The 17,176-nt window shown below is 37.1% G+C and carries 18 protein-coding genes; 10 read left to right on the forward strand and 8 right to left on the reverse strand.

Annotated features, from left to right (window positions below):
• The first annotated feature begins 129 nt into the window (after positions 1–129).
• From uxaC to P4361_RS18540, 4 genes are all read left to right on the forward strand, one after another.
• Positions 130–1,569: a glucuronate isomerase gene (gene uxaC / locus P4361_RS18525; RefSeq protein WP_328090441.1), complete on the forward strand. Its 1,440-nt coding sequence runs from the start codon at positions 130–132 to the stop codon at positions 1,567–1,569.
• 191 nt (positions 1,570–1,760) lie between these two features.
• Positions 1,761–2,762, forward strand: coding sequence for a LacI family DNA-binding transcriptional regulator (locus P4361_RS18530; protein WP_328090442.1), 1,002 nt, complete (start codon positions 1,761–1,763; stop codon positions 2,760–2,762).
• Between the two features lie 120 nt (positions 2,763–2,882).
• Positions 2,883–3,986 carry a mannonate dehydratase gene (uxuA, locus tag P4361_RS18535; RefSeq protein ID WP_328090444.1) on the forward strand — a complete coding sequence of 368 codons (1,104 nt, stop codon included), beginning with the start codon at positions 2,883–2,885 and terminating at the stop codon, positions 3,984–3,986.
• The gene (locus tag P4361_RS18540) at positions 3,958–4,794 is read left to right on the forward strand and encodes an SDR family oxidoreductase (RefSeq protein ID WP_328090445.1); all 837 of its coding nucleotides are present in this window, start codon (positions 3,958–3,960) and stop codon (positions 4,792–4,794) included. Before uxuA ends, P4361_RS18540 begins: the two co-directional genes overlap by 29 nt.
• Positions 4,795–5,347: 553 nt before the next feature.
• Here P4361_RS18540 and P4361_RS18545 read toward each other — a convergent pair.
• Positions 5,348–5,602: a hypothetical protein gene (locus P4361_RS18545; RefSeq protein WP_290399135.1), complete on the reverse strand. Its 255-nt coding sequence runs from the start codon at positions 5,600–5,602 to the stop codon at positions 5,348–5,350.
• Positions 5,603–5,977: 375 nt separating this feature from the next.
• Here P4361_RS18545 and P4361_RS18550 point away from each other — a divergent pair, with 375 nt between their 5' ends.
• Entirely contained in the window at positions 5,978–7,492 is a 1,515-nt protein-coding gene (locus tag P4361_RS18550) for a bifunctional metallophosphatase/5'-nucleotidase (protein ID WP_328090446.1), read from the forward strand.
• 774 nt (positions 7,493–8,266) lie between these two features.
• Here the strand turns inward: P4361_RS18550 and yhfH are convergent.
• Positions 8,267–8,395, reverse strand: a complete 129-nt coding sequence (gene yhfH, locus P4361_RS18555) for a protein YhfH (RefSeq protein ID WP_074440588.1) — start codon at positions 8,393–8,395, stop codon at positions 8,267–8,269.
• A 447-nt stretch (positions 8,396–8,842) separates the two neighbouring features.
• Here yhfH and P4361_RS18560 point away from each other — a divergent pair, with 447 nt between their 5' ends.
• Entirely contained in the window at positions 8,843–9,142 is a 300-nt protein-coding gene (locus P4361_RS18560) for a hypothetical protein (protein ID WP_328090451.1), read from the forward strand.
• Positions 9,143–9,514: 372 nt separating this feature from the next.
• A complete protein-coding gene (locus tag P4361_RS18565) occupies positions 9,515–9,958 on the forward strand; it encodes a JAB domain-containing protein (protein WP_328090453.1) in 444 nt (147 codons plus the stop codon).
• Positions 9,959–9,999: 41 nt separating this feature from the next.
• Here the strand turns inward: P4361_RS18565 and P4361_RS18570 are convergent, their stop codons facing one another.
• A complete protein-coding gene (locus P4361_RS18570; protein ID WP_328090454.1) occupies positions 10,000–10,308 on the reverse strand; it encodes a hypothetical protein in 309 nt (102 codons plus the stop codon).
• A gap of 251 nt (positions 10,309–10,559) precedes the next feature.
• Between P4361_RS18570 and P4361_RS18575 the strand changes: the two genes are divergently transcribed.
• The 3 genes from P4361_RS18575 to P4361_RS18585 all read left to right on the forward strand — a co-directional run bounded on the left by P4361_RS18575 (position 10,560) and on the right by P4361_RS18585 (position 13,038).
• Positions 10,560–11,054, forward strand: coding sequence for a hypothetical protein (locus P4361_RS18575; RefSeq protein WP_328090455.1), 495 nt, complete (start codon positions 10,560–10,562; stop codon positions 11,052–11,054).
• Positions 11,055–11,698: 644 nt separating this feature from the next.
• Positions 11,699–12,190: a hypothetical protein gene (locus tag P4361_RS18580; RefSeq protein ID WP_328090457.1), complete on the forward strand. Its 492-nt coding sequence runs from the start codon at positions 11,699–11,701 to the stop codon at positions 12,188–12,190.
• Between the two features lie 320 nt (positions 12,191–12,510).
• Positions 12,511–13,038, forward strand: coding sequence for a GNAT family N-acetyltransferase (locus tag P4361_RS18585; RefSeq protein ID WP_328090459.1), 528 nt, complete (start codon positions 12,511–12,513; stop codon positions 13,036–13,038).
• Positions 13,039–13,190: 152 nt separating this feature from the next.
• Here the strand turns inward: P4361_RS18585 and P4361_RS18590 are convergent, their stop codons facing one another.
• From P4361_RS18590 to P4361_RS18610, 5 genes are read right to left on the reverse strand one after another with little or no spacing between them, the layout of a single operon-like run.
• Positions 13,191–13,574 carry an iron-sulfur cluster assembly scaffold protein gene (locus P4361_RS18590; RefSeq protein ID WP_328090461.1) on the reverse strand — a complete coding sequence of 128 codons (384 nt, stop codon included), beginning with the start codon at positions 13,572–13,574 and terminating at the stop codon, positions 13,191–13,193.
• An 11-nt stretch (positions 13,575–13,585) separates the two neighbouring features.
• Positions 13,586–14,401: a class I SAM-dependent methyltransferase gene (locus P4361_RS18595; protein ID WP_328090463.1), complete on the reverse strand. Its 816-nt coding sequence runs from the start codon at positions 14,399–14,401 to the stop codon at positions 13,586–13,588.
• A complete protein-coding gene (locus P4361_RS18600; protein WP_328090465.1) occupies positions 14,373–15,602 on the reverse strand; it encodes an MFS transporter in 1,230 nt (409 codons plus the stop codon). Before P4361_RS18600 ends, P4361_RS18595 begins: the two co-directional genes overlap by 29 nt.
• Before the next feature lies 1 nt (position 15,603).
• Entirely contained in the window at positions 15,604–16,902 is a 1,299-nt protein-coding gene (locus P4361_RS18605; protein WP_328090467.1) for a hypothetical protein, read from the reverse strand.
• 60 nt (positions 16,903–16,962) lie between these two features.
• The gene (locus P4361_RS18610) at positions 16,963–17,151 is read right to left on the reverse strand and encodes a hypothetical protein (RefSeq protein WP_328090469.1); all 189 of its coding nucleotides are present in this window, start codon (positions 17,149–17,151) and stop codon (positions 16,963–16,965) included.
• Positions 17,152–17,176 lie beyond the last annotated feature (25 nt).

The following is a 17,176-nucleotide window of genomic DNA, read 5'->3' on the forward strand; positions in this document are numbered from 1 at the left end:
CAAAAATGTTTACGTTAACAAATAACAAAATAAAAAGGAATGGGTTAATAAATAATCTCTTCTTTTTTTTTTTTGAAATAAAATGTTATCGTTAACATTTCGGACTTTATAAGAAAGATGGTGAATGAAATGGAAAAATTCATGGGAGAAAATTTTCTGTTGAACAATGAAACCGCTGTCACGCTGTACCACGATTATGCACGTGAGCTGCCAATTATTGATTATCACTGCCATTTAAGTCCAAAAGAAATTTATGAGAATAAAACCTTTAAAAACATTACAGATGCCTGGTTATCTGGAGACCATTATAAGTGGCGGGTCATGAGAGCCAACGGAATCCTGGAAGAATACATAACGGGAAGTGCCTCAGACTATGATAAATTCATGGCGTGGGCGAAAACGGTCCCGATGACAATCGGCAATCCATTGTACAACTGGACGCACTTAGAGTTACAGCGTTTTTTCGGTATTCATGAAATATTAAACGAAAAAAGCGCACCGAAGATTTGGGAGAAAATCAATGCTCTCCTAAGGGAAGGAGAGTTTGGGGCGAGAGACTTAATTGTAAAATCCAATGTCAAAGTCATCTGCACAACGGATGATCCTGTTGACAGTCTTAAGTACCACTTGTTATTAAAGGAAAGCGGTGAATTTCCGGTAAGTGTTCTACCCGGCTTCCGTCCGGATAAAGGATTGGAAATTTCACGTGAGAGTTTCCTTCCATGGGTTGAGAAGCTTGAAGAAGTCGCAGATCGCTCCATAAACAATTATGATGAATTTTTAAAGGCACTGGAATCCAGAGTACGGTTTTTCCACTCGGTAGGTGGCAGGGTTTCCGATCATGGAATAGATTCCATGGTGTACGAAGAAACATCAAAGGAAGAAGTGGCGGAAATTTTTGAAGCCCGATTGGCTGGAAACACACTTTCTGTGGATGACGAAAGAAAGTACAAAACCTATACATTAAGGTTTTTAGGCAAACTATACGCAGAGCTAGGCTGGGCCATGCAATTTCACATTAACGCTCTACGAAACAACAATACAAAAATGTTTAAGGTGCTTGGTCCGGATACAGGCTTTGATTCTATGAACGATGATGATATAGCAAAGCCCCTCGTCCGAATGCTAGATTCACTCGATCGTGAAAATTTGCTGCCCAAAACGATTCTTTACTCGGTAAATCCTAAAGACAATTATGTAATTGCCAGTATCATTAATAGTTTTCAAGACGGTATTACACCTGGTAAGATTCAGTACGGGACCGCTTGGTGGTTCAATGATACGAAGGATGGAATGCTCGAACAAATGAAAGCGCTGTCCAACGTAGGGCTGTTCAGCCGTTTTATCGGGATGCTCACGGATTCCAGAAGCTTTCTTTCCTATACGAGACATGAATATTTTAGACGGATTGTCTGCAATCTCATTGGTGAATGGGTTGAAAATGGTGAAGTGCCAAAGGACATGGAACTCCTCGGAAGTATCGTTCAGGGAATTGCCTATAATAATGCAAAAGAGTACTTTAACTTTCAGGAAAAACAGAATAACCAACCCGTCAGCCCAACCTTGTAAGAACATCCATATTATCTGCTTCGAATACCGGTCAAAATCACGGAGCGGAGAATCTAATGGGAAAATACGAGTACCAAGGATACATGTTAATTTTTGAAAATGTACACCGGATTAGCTGAGAAGCCCATTGTGTTAGAAAAATGCAACCTCAGGTCTCCATATTAAGGATTGCTGTAAAAGGATGAAAAAACATGGTAACGATAAAAGACATCGCCAAATTGGCCAATGTATCACACACGACTGTATCGAGAGCGTTAAACAACAGTCCTTTAATAAAAGAACCTACCAAAAGGAAAATTCTTGAGATTGTCTCACAGCTGAACTACACGCCGAATTACAATGCGAAGAACCTAGTGATGCAGAAATCCCACACCATAGGCCTGTTCTTTACAAGCATAAGCAATGGAACATCACCAAGTTTTTTCGCGGATACTATTAAAGGTGTAAATAGTGTGATTAGCCAGGAGTATAATTTATTCGTGCGGGGAATCGACGACTACGATGACTACTCCTCGATCAACAAGATGAGATTTGACGGGATCATCTTAATGAGCCAAAGCGATAGGGACAATACGTTCATTTATCACGTGATTCAGAAGAACATCCCGTTGGTGGTTCTTAACCGCGAAATCAATAACAGAAGCATCATTAACATTTTGTCCAATGAACAAGAAGGATCCCGTCTGGCGGTCGAATATCTGATCAAGAAGGGTCATACCGACATTGCTCTTATTGAAGGAAAAAAAGGATTTAAATCCTCTCAAAAACGTAAAGAAGGCTACCTGGCGGCTTTAATAGAGAATAGCATAACCATTCAGATGGAATATCAGGTTCAGGGGAACTATGATATACAAAGCGGATACCGCGCGATGGATACCCTTTTAGAGCTGGAATGCCCTCCGTCCGCCGTTTTTTGTTCCAATGACGACATGGCCATAGGGGCGATGAACGCCGTCTTCGCAAGAGGTTTAAACGTTCCTGATGATGTATCTGTCGTTGGCTTTGATGATATCGGATTTGCTCAATATTCGACTCCGAAGCTTACAACGGTAAAACGTCCGGTTGAAAACATAAGTATAGAAGGCGCCAAAAAGATTCTCTCTGCCATTTCAAGCAACCAACCAGGCGAACGAATATTTGAGAACACCACCTTAATGATCAGAGATTCTGTAAAAGACCTTACAACGATTTAGCCCGTTTGACCTGTTAAACGGGTGATTTCATTTAATAAAATGTTAACGTGTGAACAAAGCCAGATTGCAAACATTCCAGTTTCCTAAGAAACAAAATAACAGAAAATACGGTGGTGTGATATGAATATTACATTTCGATGGTACGGACGTGACAATGATACGGTTACACTGGAAAATGTAAAACAAATTCCAGGAGTAAAAGGGATTGTTTGGGCTCTTCATCAAAAGCCGGTTGGAGAAGTGTGGGAAAAAGATGAAATTAAAGGGGAAGTGGAGTATATCAAATCCCATGGTTTTCATGCTGACGTCGTAGAAAGTGTCAATGTGCATGAATCCATTAAGATTGGAAACGAAGACCGCATGAAGTATATCGAAAAATACAAACAGACAATCCGCAATCTATCAGACTATGGAGTGAAAGTGATCTGTTATAATTTCATGCCGATTTTTGACTGGACGCGAACAGAAATGTTTCATCCATTAAAAGATGGTTCCACCGCTTTATTTTATGAAAAAGGAAAAGTGAATCATTTGGATCCTCAGGAGCTCATCCGTACGGTGGCTGAAGCGTCAGATCTGATACTACCTGGATGGGAACCTGAAAAAATGGCACGTATTACGGAACTTTTCGAAGCCTATAAAGAGGTGGATGAAGAAAAGCTGTGGGCCAATCTTGAAATTTTCCTGCAAGAAATATTGCCGGTGGCAGAGGCTTGCGGCATTCAAATGGCGATCCATCCGGATGATCCACCGTGGTCCATTTTCGGTTTACCACGCATCATTACCGGTGAGCAAAGCTATGAAAAACTGAGGGCGATTTCTGATTCTTGGTCCAATGGAATTACCATGTGTACGGGATCTATGGGAGCAAACCCTTCCAATAATATGGTTGAAATCGCAAGAAAATATGCAGGACTCGCCCCGTTTTCACATATTCGCAATGTGAAAATCTATGAAAATGGGGATTTTGTAGAAACCTCGCATTACACACAGGATGGATCTATTAATATCCAGGGTGTCGTTGAAGAGTTAAACAAACAAGATTATAAGGGCTATGTAAGACCTGATCATGGGCGTCACATCTGGGGCGAACAATGCCGGCCTGGGTACGGGCTATATGACCGCGCGATGGGAATCATGTATTTGCACGGATTATGGGATGCCTATGAATCTCGGAAAACAGGGGTGGGTGTGTATGATTCCTATTCACGAAAACTTAACTAACAAAGTGGCTGTAATAACCGGAGGCAGCGGTGTGCTGTGCTCCGAAATGGCAAAAGAGCTTGCCCGACATGGTGTTAAAGTTGCAATATTGAACAGGACGGCTGAAAAAGGACAAAAAGTTGTGGACAATATTAAACAGTCTGGCGGTACAGCTCTGTCTGTTTCTACAGACGTTTTGAATCGGGAATCGTTAAAAAAAGCAAAAGATCAAATTTTGGATACGTTTGGATCAGTTAATCTTTTAATTAATGGAGCAGGAGGCAATCATCCGGATGCCATTACCGATTCCGAAACCTATGAAGAAGAGACGGCCGGGAAATCATTTTTTGATCTGGATGAGAACGGATTTTCTACAGTTTTTGCGAGTAACTTCACCGGGTCATTTCTCGCCTCCCAAGTGTTTGGTAAAGCTTTGCTGCAGGCCGAGTCACCGGCTGTCATTAATATTTCATCAATGAGCGCATTTTCCCCAATGACGAAGGTACCCGCCTACAGCGCGGCAAAGGCCTCGATCAATAACTTTACGATGTGGATGGCTGTTCACTTTGCCGAAACGGGATTGCGCGTAAATGCGATTGCACCCGGTTTCTTCTTAACCACGCAAAATCGGAATCTGCTGCTTAAGGAAGATGGAAGCTATACAGACCGGTCGAATAAAATTATTGCCGGTACACCTATGAAAAGGTTTGGCAAGCCAGCGGACTTGCTTGGAACGCTGCTTTGGCTCGCGGATGAAACATATTCCGGTTTTGTTACAGGCATTACCGTCCCTGTTGATGGAGGTTTCATGGCCTATTCCGGAGTATAACGAATCAAGAGATTTTATAAGGTAATTGTAAAACGCTTTCACATCTCATGAATGGATGGAATAGACGATCATTGTGCATGACTCTGATTGGAGAGGTATTTCTTGTTTTCTATCCTTCTCCTGATTGACTCATTTTCTTTTTATACATGCTCTACTTTTATAGTAAGAGGGGTTCAGATGTTGCAGCCATTGCAAAAAAAACACTTGTCTAAGCTAATGAGCAAAGCCAATCCCGTGATATCACCATTAGAAACATTGGTTCTTTAAAGGATATACGTTAATCGAACCTACCGGGAGGAGGCTGATTATCCAAACTGGAACGAGTGAATGTTTAGGCTGGATTGTCCAGTTCATCTTCTCAATCTGTTTCCTTTACTAAGATTCGGGAATATATCCTTGAATTCAAAAACAAAACCCTTCCATCTCATTAGTTGGAAAGGTTTTTGTGTAGTTTCGATCCAACAATATGAACCGCCATATGTAGATGGAAGCGGAGGTACGCTGCGGTAATCACGCCTTCAAAAGATGCGGTAAGCTAATAAGCTAATGTTGTTCAGCAAAGAACTTGTTTTAGGCGTTCTCCGTCCTTGATAGCGTTGATTCCATCGACAATAATAAGAAGAACATCACGTTCCTTAATGGTTAGGATAAAAGAAACGATTTTTGGAATGCATTCCACCCTGAACGACTCTCCGTTTTTTTTATATAGGTAAATGTCACTATCAATTGCTTTGGATAGTCGATAAAAGTCTACAATTTTCAAGATCGTAAATGCAGAAGCGGATACCTTGAAAGATAAAATGTTCATAATTCCTACTCTCCCTTCTCCTGAAGACTTCACGGTTCTCTTAATTTCATTGTTGCACAATACAGTTATATCAAGTAGAGGGTTATTTTGTCATAAAACCACTTGTTTTGTGAAGGAAAATAATAGATTGTTTCTACTCACCAGTTTGACTATCCAGGCGGCATGAAATCAATAGCTAGACCTTTCGGATGAAGGATCTTTTTTTTCTCTTTCAGATTCAGAGCGACTCATCTCCGTTTTCAGAACAGACAGGCTTATAGCCGATTTCTTTTCTTCTGTTTTTTCTTACTATTCTGTCAAATTTAATGAATCCTTAACATTCATGTTACAAACCACTTGTATACTTTAATAGAATAAATACAAAGGAGAATGTTTATGAATCGCTTTTTTCTTGTCCTATTAAGTTCTGTCATCGCTATTTGCTCTTTTCTAATGAGTGATTTTAGAGCGGCAGCAAAAGAAAACCCGCAAAAAGCAACGGTGCTGTATTTTAATGATGCGCATGAAATAAGTCCAGTTGTGAATCAATACGGAGATCGCGGTGGTGTTGCGAGACTTAAAACAGTTATTGATCGTGTTCGAGAAGAGAACCAAAAGACAATTGTGACATTCGGCGGAGATCTCGGGGGCGGTACGCTATTTGGCGGTGTGTTTCAAGGGTTTCCAATGGTACAAGCTTTTAATGAAATCAACGTTAATCTGGCTAACTTCGGACAGCATGATTTTGATTTTGGATCGGATGTAGCGAAGAAACTAGTCGAGCAGTCAAATTTCCAATGGATCTCTTCTAATTTAATAGATTCTTATGGAAAACCTTTTGCCAATGTTCCAACTTACAAAATTATTAAAAGTAAGGGAATGAAAATCGGATTTATCGGACTTACAGATAATATGGACACAACATCACAAGATGGGCAGGTTGTTCAGCAGGATCTTATTCAATCTGCAAGGAATGCGGTTAAAAGGATGAAGGAATCGGAAAAAGTAGACATCATTTTTGCTCTAACACAAGAAACGGTTGAAAAAGACAAACAGTTATTAGCCGCTGTTCCCGAAATTAATGCCGTATTTACAGAAGAAAATGCGGAAGATCAATCATTTATATATAAATTTGAGAATCGTTACATATTGGCTCCAGAAGGAAACATTGGGTCAGTGGTTCGGTTAGATATCACAAAACACGGAAAAGACATTCAATTGAAACCAGAAATATTGGAGGTCGATCATACTGTACCAGAGGATCCAAAATTAAAAGAGCTTGCAACTTATTATCAAAACAAGTTAGAGGAGGAACTTGGAAAAACCATCGCCCAATTAGAGACTCCTCTTATTTATGGGAATAACCATGAATCGAGGTATCAGGAAACCAATATCGGTAATTTTGTATCGGATAGTTATCGCTCTTATTACAATGCCGATATCGGTTTCATGCAGGGTGGTGGGATCCGATCTAGTATTCCTGCCGGAGACTTTACCCTTCGTGATGCCTTCACGATTCTTCCTTTTCGAAATAAAGTCATTCTAGCGAATGTTAAAGGAGAAACCATTCGTGCTGCGCTTGAGAATGGGGTTTCAAGAGTAGAAAATCTGAGTGGGGGATTTTTACAAGTTTCAGGCATGCAATATTCCTATAACCCTAATAAACCTGTTAGAGAGCGAGTAGGAGATATCCTAGTTAACCACGAACCCCTTAATCTTCAGCAAACATATAAGGTAGCTATGCCAAATTATATGTTTTACGGGGGAGATGGGTTTACTATGTTTAGTCCAAGCGATCTCATCGTTGATGCGGCCAATGCTAGAACGGATGCTGAAGTATTGATAGAGTACGCAAAGAAGTTGGGTGTTATCAATATAAAAACGGAAGGGAGAATTATTGTATCTAAGTAATAACAAGGAAAAGAAATTTGAAAGCCCTGTATTCTACAATTTCAAGGGCTTTTTGATGGTGGAAAGATACATACTCTATGAATCTATAAAAGGCAAAGCCACAAGATGCCTATAAGCGTATAAACAGGGGGAATCAAGAGTTGATAAAAGTTTATGTAAAACAAGTAGTATAATGCTGTTTTGCCGATTGCCGGCTTTGTAAATCCAAAATTAAGATTGTAATAATTTTTAAATATTGGGTAAATCTATCAATTTCTTCATCTTAATACATTATGATGAAAAAGTTAGTTAACAAATGAGAGGGTCAATGAAACCAGGAAATCAGGCATGGCACAAAAAATCGTTACAAAGACGAGGGCGAAGAGGATTGAGAATAACAGCTTATATAAGTTATTGACACTTCGAAATTAATCAAGACAGGGCAGGTCACCAAGACCTGTCTTTTTATTTGCTCAGTGATACGTCTGAACGAAAGTAACATAAACTCTGATGTGCAAAGTGGAACCGATTGTTCGGAAATGACAAAACGTGGTTTTCTTTTTTATCTTAGGAATGGGGATTTCATTCCTTGCAGTATTCTTGATTTTCAATTAATGGGTATAGCACTTTACAGGTTAAGAGAACCGTCTCATTTATAAGGTGGGCGGTTTTCTCATTACTAAAGAATCTTGGTTCTCTATGAAACTAAACTGTTTTATAACAGATAATACCCTGCTCACCTTTTCACGGCAAACAGGGTATTAGGAGTTGCATAAATTATTCATTGACGATCACCTATGCTTCATGTTGTCCCATGCATCTCTCACATTCATAAACGTATGATTCATGCTGTTCCTCAATCGTTTTTCCGCATTCCCGGCATTGCTTCTTTGGCAAATTACGATAAAATTCCAACGTCAACATTCAGCATTACCTCCTGTTTTTTAATTAAATTCATTGTATTATAACAGACATGAATCGTCAACAACTGTTATATAATTATTTTAAAATACTACTAAACTCCTAGATCTAACTTAAACGCTTATTTGTAAGTTCTGTTTTACATAGGCCAGCAAGTGCTAATTTGAATTAAAGGGCAGGAAGCTGAAGAGAAATGAGTAAAAATTAAGTAATGAAAAATACATATAAAAAATAGTACGAGATTTATCACTTTAGCAGGTTATTGTAGCTTAAAAACGAATGAATTTAATCATTAACCATATTCAAACCAGTCGCTTTCAAAAGCTTTCACTTGTCACCTGAGATATCCATCGTTTAAGATCAAGGCGTGGAGAATATACTGGATTACTTTATCAATTTTTTGAGGATCTACCTTAAGGAAGTAATGACGAAAAACAAGGGGGTAAGCAATTGCATATGGAACAAATAGACCTTTTCGAAGTAATGACGGAAGCTGATTACGAAGCTACAGTAGATGAACCTTATAGCGAAATTACAAGTTTAGTAATTGGCGATGAAGTAAAGGTAATCATAAACAAAGCTGATACAACAGAGGATCGAAGCTACAAGGAAGATTTTTTAAAAGGCAAAGGAAAAGTCATAAAAATGGAGCAAACCAGGGAAGGTAAAACAGTCTGCTATGTTTCATTTAGCGGTAAGAACAGAGAGGCTGTTTTATATGACAGTGACTTATTGATATGCATTAACTGAAATAAGGGCTTAACACCGATTCATTTTAACCACATAATATAATCACTAACAAAGAACATAAGTATTTAGTCGAAAAAGGCCCTTTTTAGGGCCTTTTCTCAGGTGCGATGAGGTTGGAAGAAGAACAAAAAGTAGTTTTGATGGACAAGCTCCCTTTCTACGACTTTGAAAAGCAGTGCGATTTCATAAGGATAATGCGTGGCCCAACAATCCCTAAGTCATTGGGCTTCACTCGCTTTCTAACGGTAAAGCCTGTAATGCATGGGCTTTACCTACCCCTCTCTGGCAAGTTCGCTTCTTCGTAAGCGAACCCTTCCCCCTGTTTGCGCGAATTGTTCTGATCCCTTCAAACGAAGAAGGGAGAGAGGAACAATGGAAAACGTGTATGAAGTGGTAAGAATAAAGCAGGAAATCAGAGAGGTAGAGGCTGATGAAACGTATATGGTCCGATCGCCGGAGGATGCAGCAAAAGTAGCTGCTGGATTTATCGGGGATGAAGACAGAGAGGTCTTCTTTGTGATGTGTCTGAATACGAAGAATCAAGTGGTTGCTGTGCATCGTGCGCATGTGGGAGGGCTGAATATCTCCCTGGTGCTGCCAAGAGAGGTGTTTAAGGCCGCAATCTTAAACAACAGCGCATCTGTCATCTTTAGCCACCAGCATCCATCCCAGGATACAACTCCCAGCCGAGAAGACTTTGAGGTAACACGACGATTGGTGGAATGCGGCAAGATCCTAGGGATTGAGGTATTGGATCACGTGATTGTCAACGCCAATGCCGGATACTACAGCATGAAAGAAAATAACGATCTATAAAAAAAAGGGAGAAAATTCTCCCTTTTTTACTCAGCTTTAAACTATTCAGCATGTGCTACTTCACGATCTAGCCAATCTACTAAATCTTGAACAGCATGAAAATGACTATAAAAAGCAATGCTGGGAATTTCAAGCCCCTCTTCTTTTGCTCCTTCCAATACTCCTTCAGAGAAAGAAGGTTCAACGCTTAATGAGTGATGCAAGTTAGTAGCAAGAGGAGAAATAACAGTCATAATAGCATGACACCTATCAACATCCGAATTTCTCATATGTTGCTGATAAACTTTAATACGGTCTTTTATTTGAACTAGTAAACTTTCTTGCATTTCGTTTAATTTAAGTTGATCCATAATAATTCATCCCTTCTAAAGTTAGGTACAAGATAAGTATACACAATTTCCATTAATTACAAAATGTAGTTTTGACTTAGTTAGGGTTCTATTACATTTTGAATAATAACCTTTAAGGGGCGCGCTTATAGATGTCCCTTTTATTAAGAGCTGCTATGTCAAACAGGAAAATCGCATTATTCTCCCATTTTGTATACATTATAAACAAAATGGGGTATTCTGAGTATACAATGTATACAAGGGGGAGACCCATGAAAAATACGACGAAAAAGATTGTAAATGTTTTTCCGGATTTGCGAATGCATTTTGAAAAGCATTCTTATAACGATGAGGCCGTTCTATCAACGCTGGAACCGGTGAAGCGGACGTTCTTACAGCTCGGAAGTTTTTTTGAACAGCCGGAGGAGGAGTTTAATCTTGCTCTCCTGTATAAGCATCTAGATGATGAGTGGCTTGAACTGGCATTAGAATTGATTACACGGTATTTTCAAAAAGAGACCTATCTCATTCAAAAACCCTTTTATAGTTATATTAAAGATGGCTCTGAGTATCTTAATCTTACTGAGTTTGCCCGGTATTTGAGTGATCAGGGAGTGCGGTATGACCGGCAGAAGCTGAACTTATATTATGAACGAGGTAAAGTGCCAAAAGCTGATCTTTTTTTAGGCAGTGGAACAAAGTATTGGCATCTATCCACGGTACAAGCCTTTTGTGAACAAGAAAAAAATCGATTGAAATCGATGTAGACATGGAAAGAAAGAAGGGAACGACCTGAAATAAAGGGATAGAATGAATCCGCGGGCGGCTGCACTACAGACTGATCAGAAAGCAAAGAACGCTCTCTGTCATTCTGTACGTGTCGCTTCGGCACTAAAGGGAGCGATAACCACGGTCTGTACGGCTTAAGCCTACATGCCGTAGGTTCCGCTCTCTTTACGGCTGGCGCCGTCGTACCGAACGAGCCGGAAAATATAAAATCGAAGATCAAGATCCACAATAGGAAAGAAAAAAGGGAACCAGGCTAACGCCTGCTTTCATTGGTCTTTTCCCTTTTGCCTTCCGAATCGTACAAGCACGTAATCCGAACTAACCTTTCAGCAGCCGGAGCCTCCTAGGCTTCGCCCACCATCTGCTGAAAGCTAAGTCGGAGAGCGAGTGGGTCAAGGGGCAAAAAACTTTTTTATTAAAAACGCTGCGCAACATAAAAAACTTTCTTGCTCAAATCTCCCTTGACCCCTTCTCTATACTCCTTGTTCGTTCTACTTGCAAAAGAGGAAAAATCCTCCCCTTTTGGGAACGACTTCGTTTCGTAAGTCAAAAGGGAAAACAAAAAAAGAAGGTCAACGATCAAAATCAAAATAACAAATGGAAAGGATGAAGAAATTGAAAATTGAAAACTTGTCCTTATTGTGGAACGAAAGTGGCTCTTAGCCCTCTCTCTTCTTATTGTTCATTTTGTGAAATGCAAATCAGCAGGGGGGATCTTCAGGATTATGGAAAGCGAAAAAACTTCCTGCCGGCTTCCCAGCCTTCTCTATCAGATCTCAATAAAAGTACTGCGCAACTAATGAATTTTTCTACGGTTGAACTGTTGTTTCTTTTAAAGTTTGCCAGAAAAGAACGAGCAGACATCTATCAGCAACGGTACGTATTTATTCAAGCGATGAAAGAGGGAGCAAATGAATTTTCGGGAGCAGAGCAATACGCTTTTTTAGAATACGAGCGGGCAACACGTAAATGTTTTGTATTAGAAAACCTAGTTCGCGAGCGGATGGGCTACTATCCATCCAAGCTTACGGATTCTTATATTCAAACTCTGGCAGCGAGAATGGAAGAATCCGTAAAGAAAGATATGGTCATTCAGCAGCCGAAACCGATTTGACTCCTCGGCAAATATAATTTTACATAAAAAGCATGTAGACAAAAGGCATTGTCTACATGCTAAAGCAGTTTAAAAGGTTACTTAATTGCATGACCCCACTTATATATTCTCTCAAAACAAAAGGAACCATAACTGAATACACGATTGGCGAGTTTTGACTAACTTAAGCTGAAATCTAGATTGCTATACAGAAAGTTAAAAAAAGTTAAGTCTTACATCTTATATTCCAGTTATCCAAAGCGTGGCAAATTAGTGGAAGAAGGAAACTTCCAGCCAGTATAGAATGCATTATAAAATGCTATTTTCAAGGAGTGGAATTTATGAATCTAAATAAAGAGGTAATTGTTAAAGTGCGTACCGTAAAATTGGAAGATGCTTTAGCAGTATTAACTATTCAAAAAGAAGTTGTAGCTGAAGGGGAATTTTTACCTACTATATCAGCTGAATTTAAAAAAACTGATGATCATCAAAGAGAATGGATTCGATTGTTGTTGGAAAATGAAAGAGAAACTATGCTAGTAGCAGAGATGAATAATGAAATAGTTGGGTGGATTGTATTCCTATCGCAAAATCGAATAAGGTTATCGCATGTAGGTTCAATAGGAATGATGATTAAAAAAGAATATAGAAGTATGGGGATTGGCAAGAAATTAATTAATGAATTGCTAAATTGGGCTAAAAAAAATACTTTAATTGAAAAAGTTGGTCTAGGTGTCTTATCTTCAAATCAAAGAGCAATATCATTATACAAAAAAATGGGCTTTTTAGAAGAAGGCAGAAAGGTTAGAGAAATTAAAATAAATAATGAAAACTATGTAGATGATATTTTAATGTATAGATTCGTTTGATTATAATTATTTTTTTCTTCTATAAAACCAATTAACTAAGTGAAATACAATTTAATATTGTAAACGAACAAAAACCTCCTAATGATATGTATTGGTCACGAAAAATGGCCTTATATCGATTGGGAGGTTTTTTTAAAATTTTTAATAATTAATTAGGCTTTTTCATATCTTAGTATTTGATTAATAGCTCCTTTTAATGTATCAAATGCTAAACGTGTACAAGTGACTCTTGAATAAGCCATTTTATCGCCAATAACTGAAGTAATAGCAGAAAAGTCTAGTTTATCAATCTGTTTTAAGGTAAGCTGGTTCACTTGTTCTAATAAAATTGCTGTGCATGCCCTAGAGAGAGTACAACTTTTGGCTGTAAATGAAACTGTAACTTTTTCATTAGACTCAGATTTAAAATAAAGAACTATATGATCATCACATCCAGGGGTCTTTCCTTCAAAAGCTAAGGATGATTCTTGTTTGTAATGAAAGCGATTATCTTTGGAATAATATAGAATCAAGTTTTTGATTGATTTCTCATCCACTATTTATACTCCTATCTTTTTACCTTCTGAGCAACAACTTGGAGCCTTCTATAATTATTATCGAATCTTAGATGTTCTTTTGAAAAATCTCCAAATAAACTTATTACTTTGAACCCATTAGATTCTAATAGAAATTTGATTTCAGCAAGTGAATACATTTGAATACTATTATAATAAGAATTCTCACCCTGAGAATCTAATACCTTCATTGTTGTTATTCTTCTGTTATCTAGATAATCATATTGATGAGAAACTAAATAATACTTATCATTAATTTTGGTCCAACCATTATCACTAAAGTTCTTTATCATACCATCTCTATTTGGAATATCGATAATTAATAAGCCTTCTTCAGCTAGTAAAGAATTTATCTTCTTTATTAAATCTATATTTTCAGAATTAGAAAAGTACCCAAATGATGTTTGCATTAGAAGAGCTGCATTATATTCTTCTGTTTTTAGATCTACAGTTCTAATATCATCTAATTTATAATTTACTTTATTAAATTGGGGATTTTCCTTCTCAGCTAGTTTAAGTGTTTCATCATTAATATCAACAGCAGTTACTAAGAAGTTTTCTTCTGCTAACCTATTTGAGTGTCTCCCCACCCCACAACATAAATCTAGTACTTTTTTTACATTGTGTTTATCAAATAAGGGTCTTAAAAAGTCGAGTTCTTGCTCAGTAACTTCTATAGTTGAGCAAGAATACTCAACTAACTCCCAGTAATCTTTTCCAAAGTACGTTTTATACCAATCGCTTTGTTCTTCTACATTTATCATTGAAGGAATTGTGCAATCAGCTTGTTTTGTTGAAAGATTGGTCATGGATCTTTTTTTCCTTTCTATTTATATTTAAAAGAGATATGGAGATGGAAAATAATATCGATATGATCAGTATAATTCTAGAATTTGTTACTAGAAGTAAAGATGAAGCTAGTCCCATAGCTAAAATATGACTTATTCTGGCCATTGCATCACCTGCCGTTATTGCTCTTCCCATAAATTCCGGATCGGCTACTTCTTGACCGTAGGATATAATACCAGTTCTTCCTATTACCAACGCTAAACCAATAAAATAACTACCTATTAAAATTACATAAATAGAACCAATTGCCCAAACTGCATAGCCAGTTGCAAATATGATTCCCGCAATGACCATTAATAGTTGCTGCTTATCAGCTAGGTATTTTTTGTGTTTTTTAATAGTTAAACCTGCTGTTAAGGAACCAATTCCTTGTAAACTGGAAACAATTCCAAGGAGTAATGGGAAAGTTATAAATGAAATATCATCCTTTAATATTTTTGATGTATCTACCAACAGTTGATAACTCACTACAGAAAAAATTGCTATACCAGAGGTTAATAGGACCCTCGTTATATTTAAATTTACGAGGCGTTTATTAGTTAATATATATTTCCATCCAGATAATGCAGTATCCAGAAAATTTTTATGTTCTTTTATGTCGTTTTTGGGATCACTTTTGATTTGTAATATAAGTAACGCTGAGATAATGAAAGTAAGTATGTTGATTACAAAAGCAATTTTTATATCAATTAACGATATTAATAAACCAGCTATACTCGGGACCAATAAAGAAACAATAGATAAAGAACTTTGAACAGTCGTTATAATATCTAACCTTTCTTCGCCTTTAAACAATGTCTGAATGTAAGATTCTCTTGCTGGATGAAAAAGTGAATTAAAGCAAGCCAAAAGAAAAGTTAAAATATATGCTACCCAAAATGTTTCTTTAGTTAAGAAGAAGAAAGGTATTAAGAGTATAGCTCTTGCTACATCAGAGATAAGCATAACTTTTTTACGTGAATTTTTATCGATTAATGGCCCTGCGGTAAAACCAATTGTAAAGGTAGCTACCGCATTAATTGAAATTAACCATGCTGCTGCAATACCAGAACCCGTAATTTGAACAGCTAGAGTGGCGAGTGCAATTGTTAAAAACAACTCGCCAATTGTTGCTGTTACTTGTGAATAAAGTAATTTTTTAAATAGTAGTCTATTTGACATTTTAAGAGATATAATTGTGCTTTTCTAGAATTTTACAAAGATCACAAAGTTCTTGGTCGGAATCATCATGTGCATCTAAAACAATATTATGTTTTTCAGGTCTGTAGGAAAGTGAATAAGTTACACCACAGTTCTTACATTCGCTGTACTGGTATGGTTTCAAAAATTCATTAGTCATTTTTTGAGCAAGAAATAACTGCATTCCTGCCCCAGGAAGAATTGTTTCAATTGTATCAGCTACTAGATAATAAATATCTCTTGAAAATGCTCCTCTTTCAAAAATAGAAGGGCTTCCCTGCTTATTATGTTGCGGAACCATTGCTTCTAAATATAGAGTTAGTTCTTTTTTAGAAATTGACCATAGTGGATAGATTAAATCAAATCTACCAAATGATTTTTTTATTGGACCAGAAAAAGGCATTCCTACAAACATACTTTTAATAATAGAAGCCATAATATCCTCTGTCATTAGTCCGTAAGTGATTTTTTTAAGACCTTGTTTTTTTGCTTCAGACTCTACTGCTGCTCTCATTATTACGTGTGTAGCTCCTATAGAGTATGACTTATTTAAATCATATTTAATGAATTCTAAAACTTCATGAGGTGAAACTTTAAGGTTAAATATTTTTTTAACATCATCATCATTAACTAATTTAAAATCAAAGCCGAATTGATTTGCAATTTCATTAGCAAATTTTGTTTCAGCTGGTTTAGAGAATGTCCCAACATGTATTGAAGAGATATTAAAATCTGGAAGATCTTTTTTCGTATTACTTAAAAAATATCCAAGTGAGAGACTATCTCTTCCACCAGACATGGCCAGGCCGATTGTTTCTCCTGGTTCTATAAGATTATGTAAATTTATACCATCGCTAAAGGTTTTCTCCATATATTGAACGAATTCTTCTTTATTAAAGGATGTTTGGGTAGCAGTATAATCTCCATCATCATCATTGTGTAGAAACATCCTTTTAGTATAAAAAGAATCTTCTCTGATTTTAATCTTTCCTTGAGCAGCTTTTGTATCCCAAAGACGAAGTAAAGAAAGAAAATCAGGTAAATGATAAGCCCTTACCATTTCAATTGTATATTCACCATCGTGTTCTATTCTTTCTTGCCAGTCATCAATGATAACATTATTTTTTCTGACAATTACTGAATCAATAGGAATATGATTTCTATTTAGAAGGGTTGTAATCGGTTCATTTATTCTCGATTCAATCGTGAATTTTCTATCTAATCTATCTTTAAAAACTATGTTAATTAGTTTAGAGTCATTTCTGAATTGTGTTATAGACATGATACTGTTCTCCTTTTATAGAAAACTCCTAAAATATAAAATATTTTAGGAGTCTTTATTTTATAGATGATCAAATGCGTCAGCAGAAGAGTTACAACAAATCTTTTCATGTTGGAAACGTGTTTCATACATTTCAACAACCTCTGCCAAGTCTAGAGCTTTTCTTTCTTCAGAAACTAAAAGAACAGGAGTAATTACAGATTCAACATTAGAAAAGTCTTTAATAGTTAATACTGCAGATTGTCCCAAATAATTCACCTCCTTCAAAGATTAT

This window comes from Fictibacillus sp. B-59209 (assembly GCF_036216745.1).
In the GTDB taxonomy this organism is placed as follows: Bacteria; Bacillota; Bacilli; order Bacillales; family Fictibacillaceae; genus Fictibacillus_C; species Fictibacillus_C marinisediminis.

Coding starts and splice junctions, on each gene's coding strand:
- uxaC (WP_328090441.1), top strand. CDS start 130: ATGGAAAAATTCATGGGAGAAAATTTTCTGTTGAACAATGAAACCGCT.
- P4361_RS18530 (WP_328090442.1), top strand. CDS start 1,761: ATGGTAACGATAAAAGACATCGCCAAATTGGCCAATGTATCACACACG.
- uxuA (WP_328090444.1), top strand. CDS start 2,883: ATGAATATTACATTTCGATGGTACGGACGTGACAATGATACGGTTACA.
- P4361_RS18540 (WP_328090445.1), top strand. CDS start 3,958: ATGATTCCTATTCACGAAAACTTAACTAACAAAGTGGCTGTAATAACC.
- P4361_RS18545 (WP_290399135.1), bottom strand. CDS start 5,602: ATGAACATTTTATCTTTCAAGGTATCCGCTTCTGCATTTACGATCTTG.
- P4361_RS18550 (WP_328090446.1), top strand. CDS start 5,978: ATGAATCGCTTTTTTCTTGTCCTATTAAGTTCTGTCATCGCTATTTGC.
- yhfH (WP_074440588.1), bottom strand. CDS start 8,395: ATGTTGACGTTGGAATTTTATCGTAATTTGCCAAAGAAGCAATGCCGG.
- P4361_RS18565 (WP_328090453.1), top strand. CDS start 9,515: ATGGAAAACGTGTATGAAGTGGTAAGAATAAAGCAGGAAATCAGAGAG.
- P4361_RS18570 (WP_328090454.1), bottom strand. CDS start 10,308: ATGGATCAACTTAAATTAAACGAAATGCAAGAAAGTTTACTAGTTCAA.
- P4361_RS18575 (WP_328090455.1), top strand. CDS start 10,560: ATGAAAAATACGACGAAAAAGATTGTAAATGTTTTTCCGGATTTGCGA.
- P4361_RS18585 (WP_328090459.1), top strand. CDS start 12,511: ATGAATCTAAATAAAGAGGTAATTGTTAAAGTGCGTACCGTAAAATTG.
- P4361_RS18595 (WP_328090463.1), bottom strand. CDS start 14,401: ATGACCAATCTTTCAACAAAACAAGCTGATTGCACAATTCCTTCAATG.
- P4361_RS18600 (WP_328090465.1), bottom strand. CDS start 15,602: ATGTCAAATAGACTACTATTTAAAAAATTACTTTATTCACAAGTAACA.
- P4361_RS18605 (WP_328090467.1), bottom strand. CDS start 16,902: ATGTCTATAACACAATTCAGAAATGACTCTAAACTAATTAACATAGTT.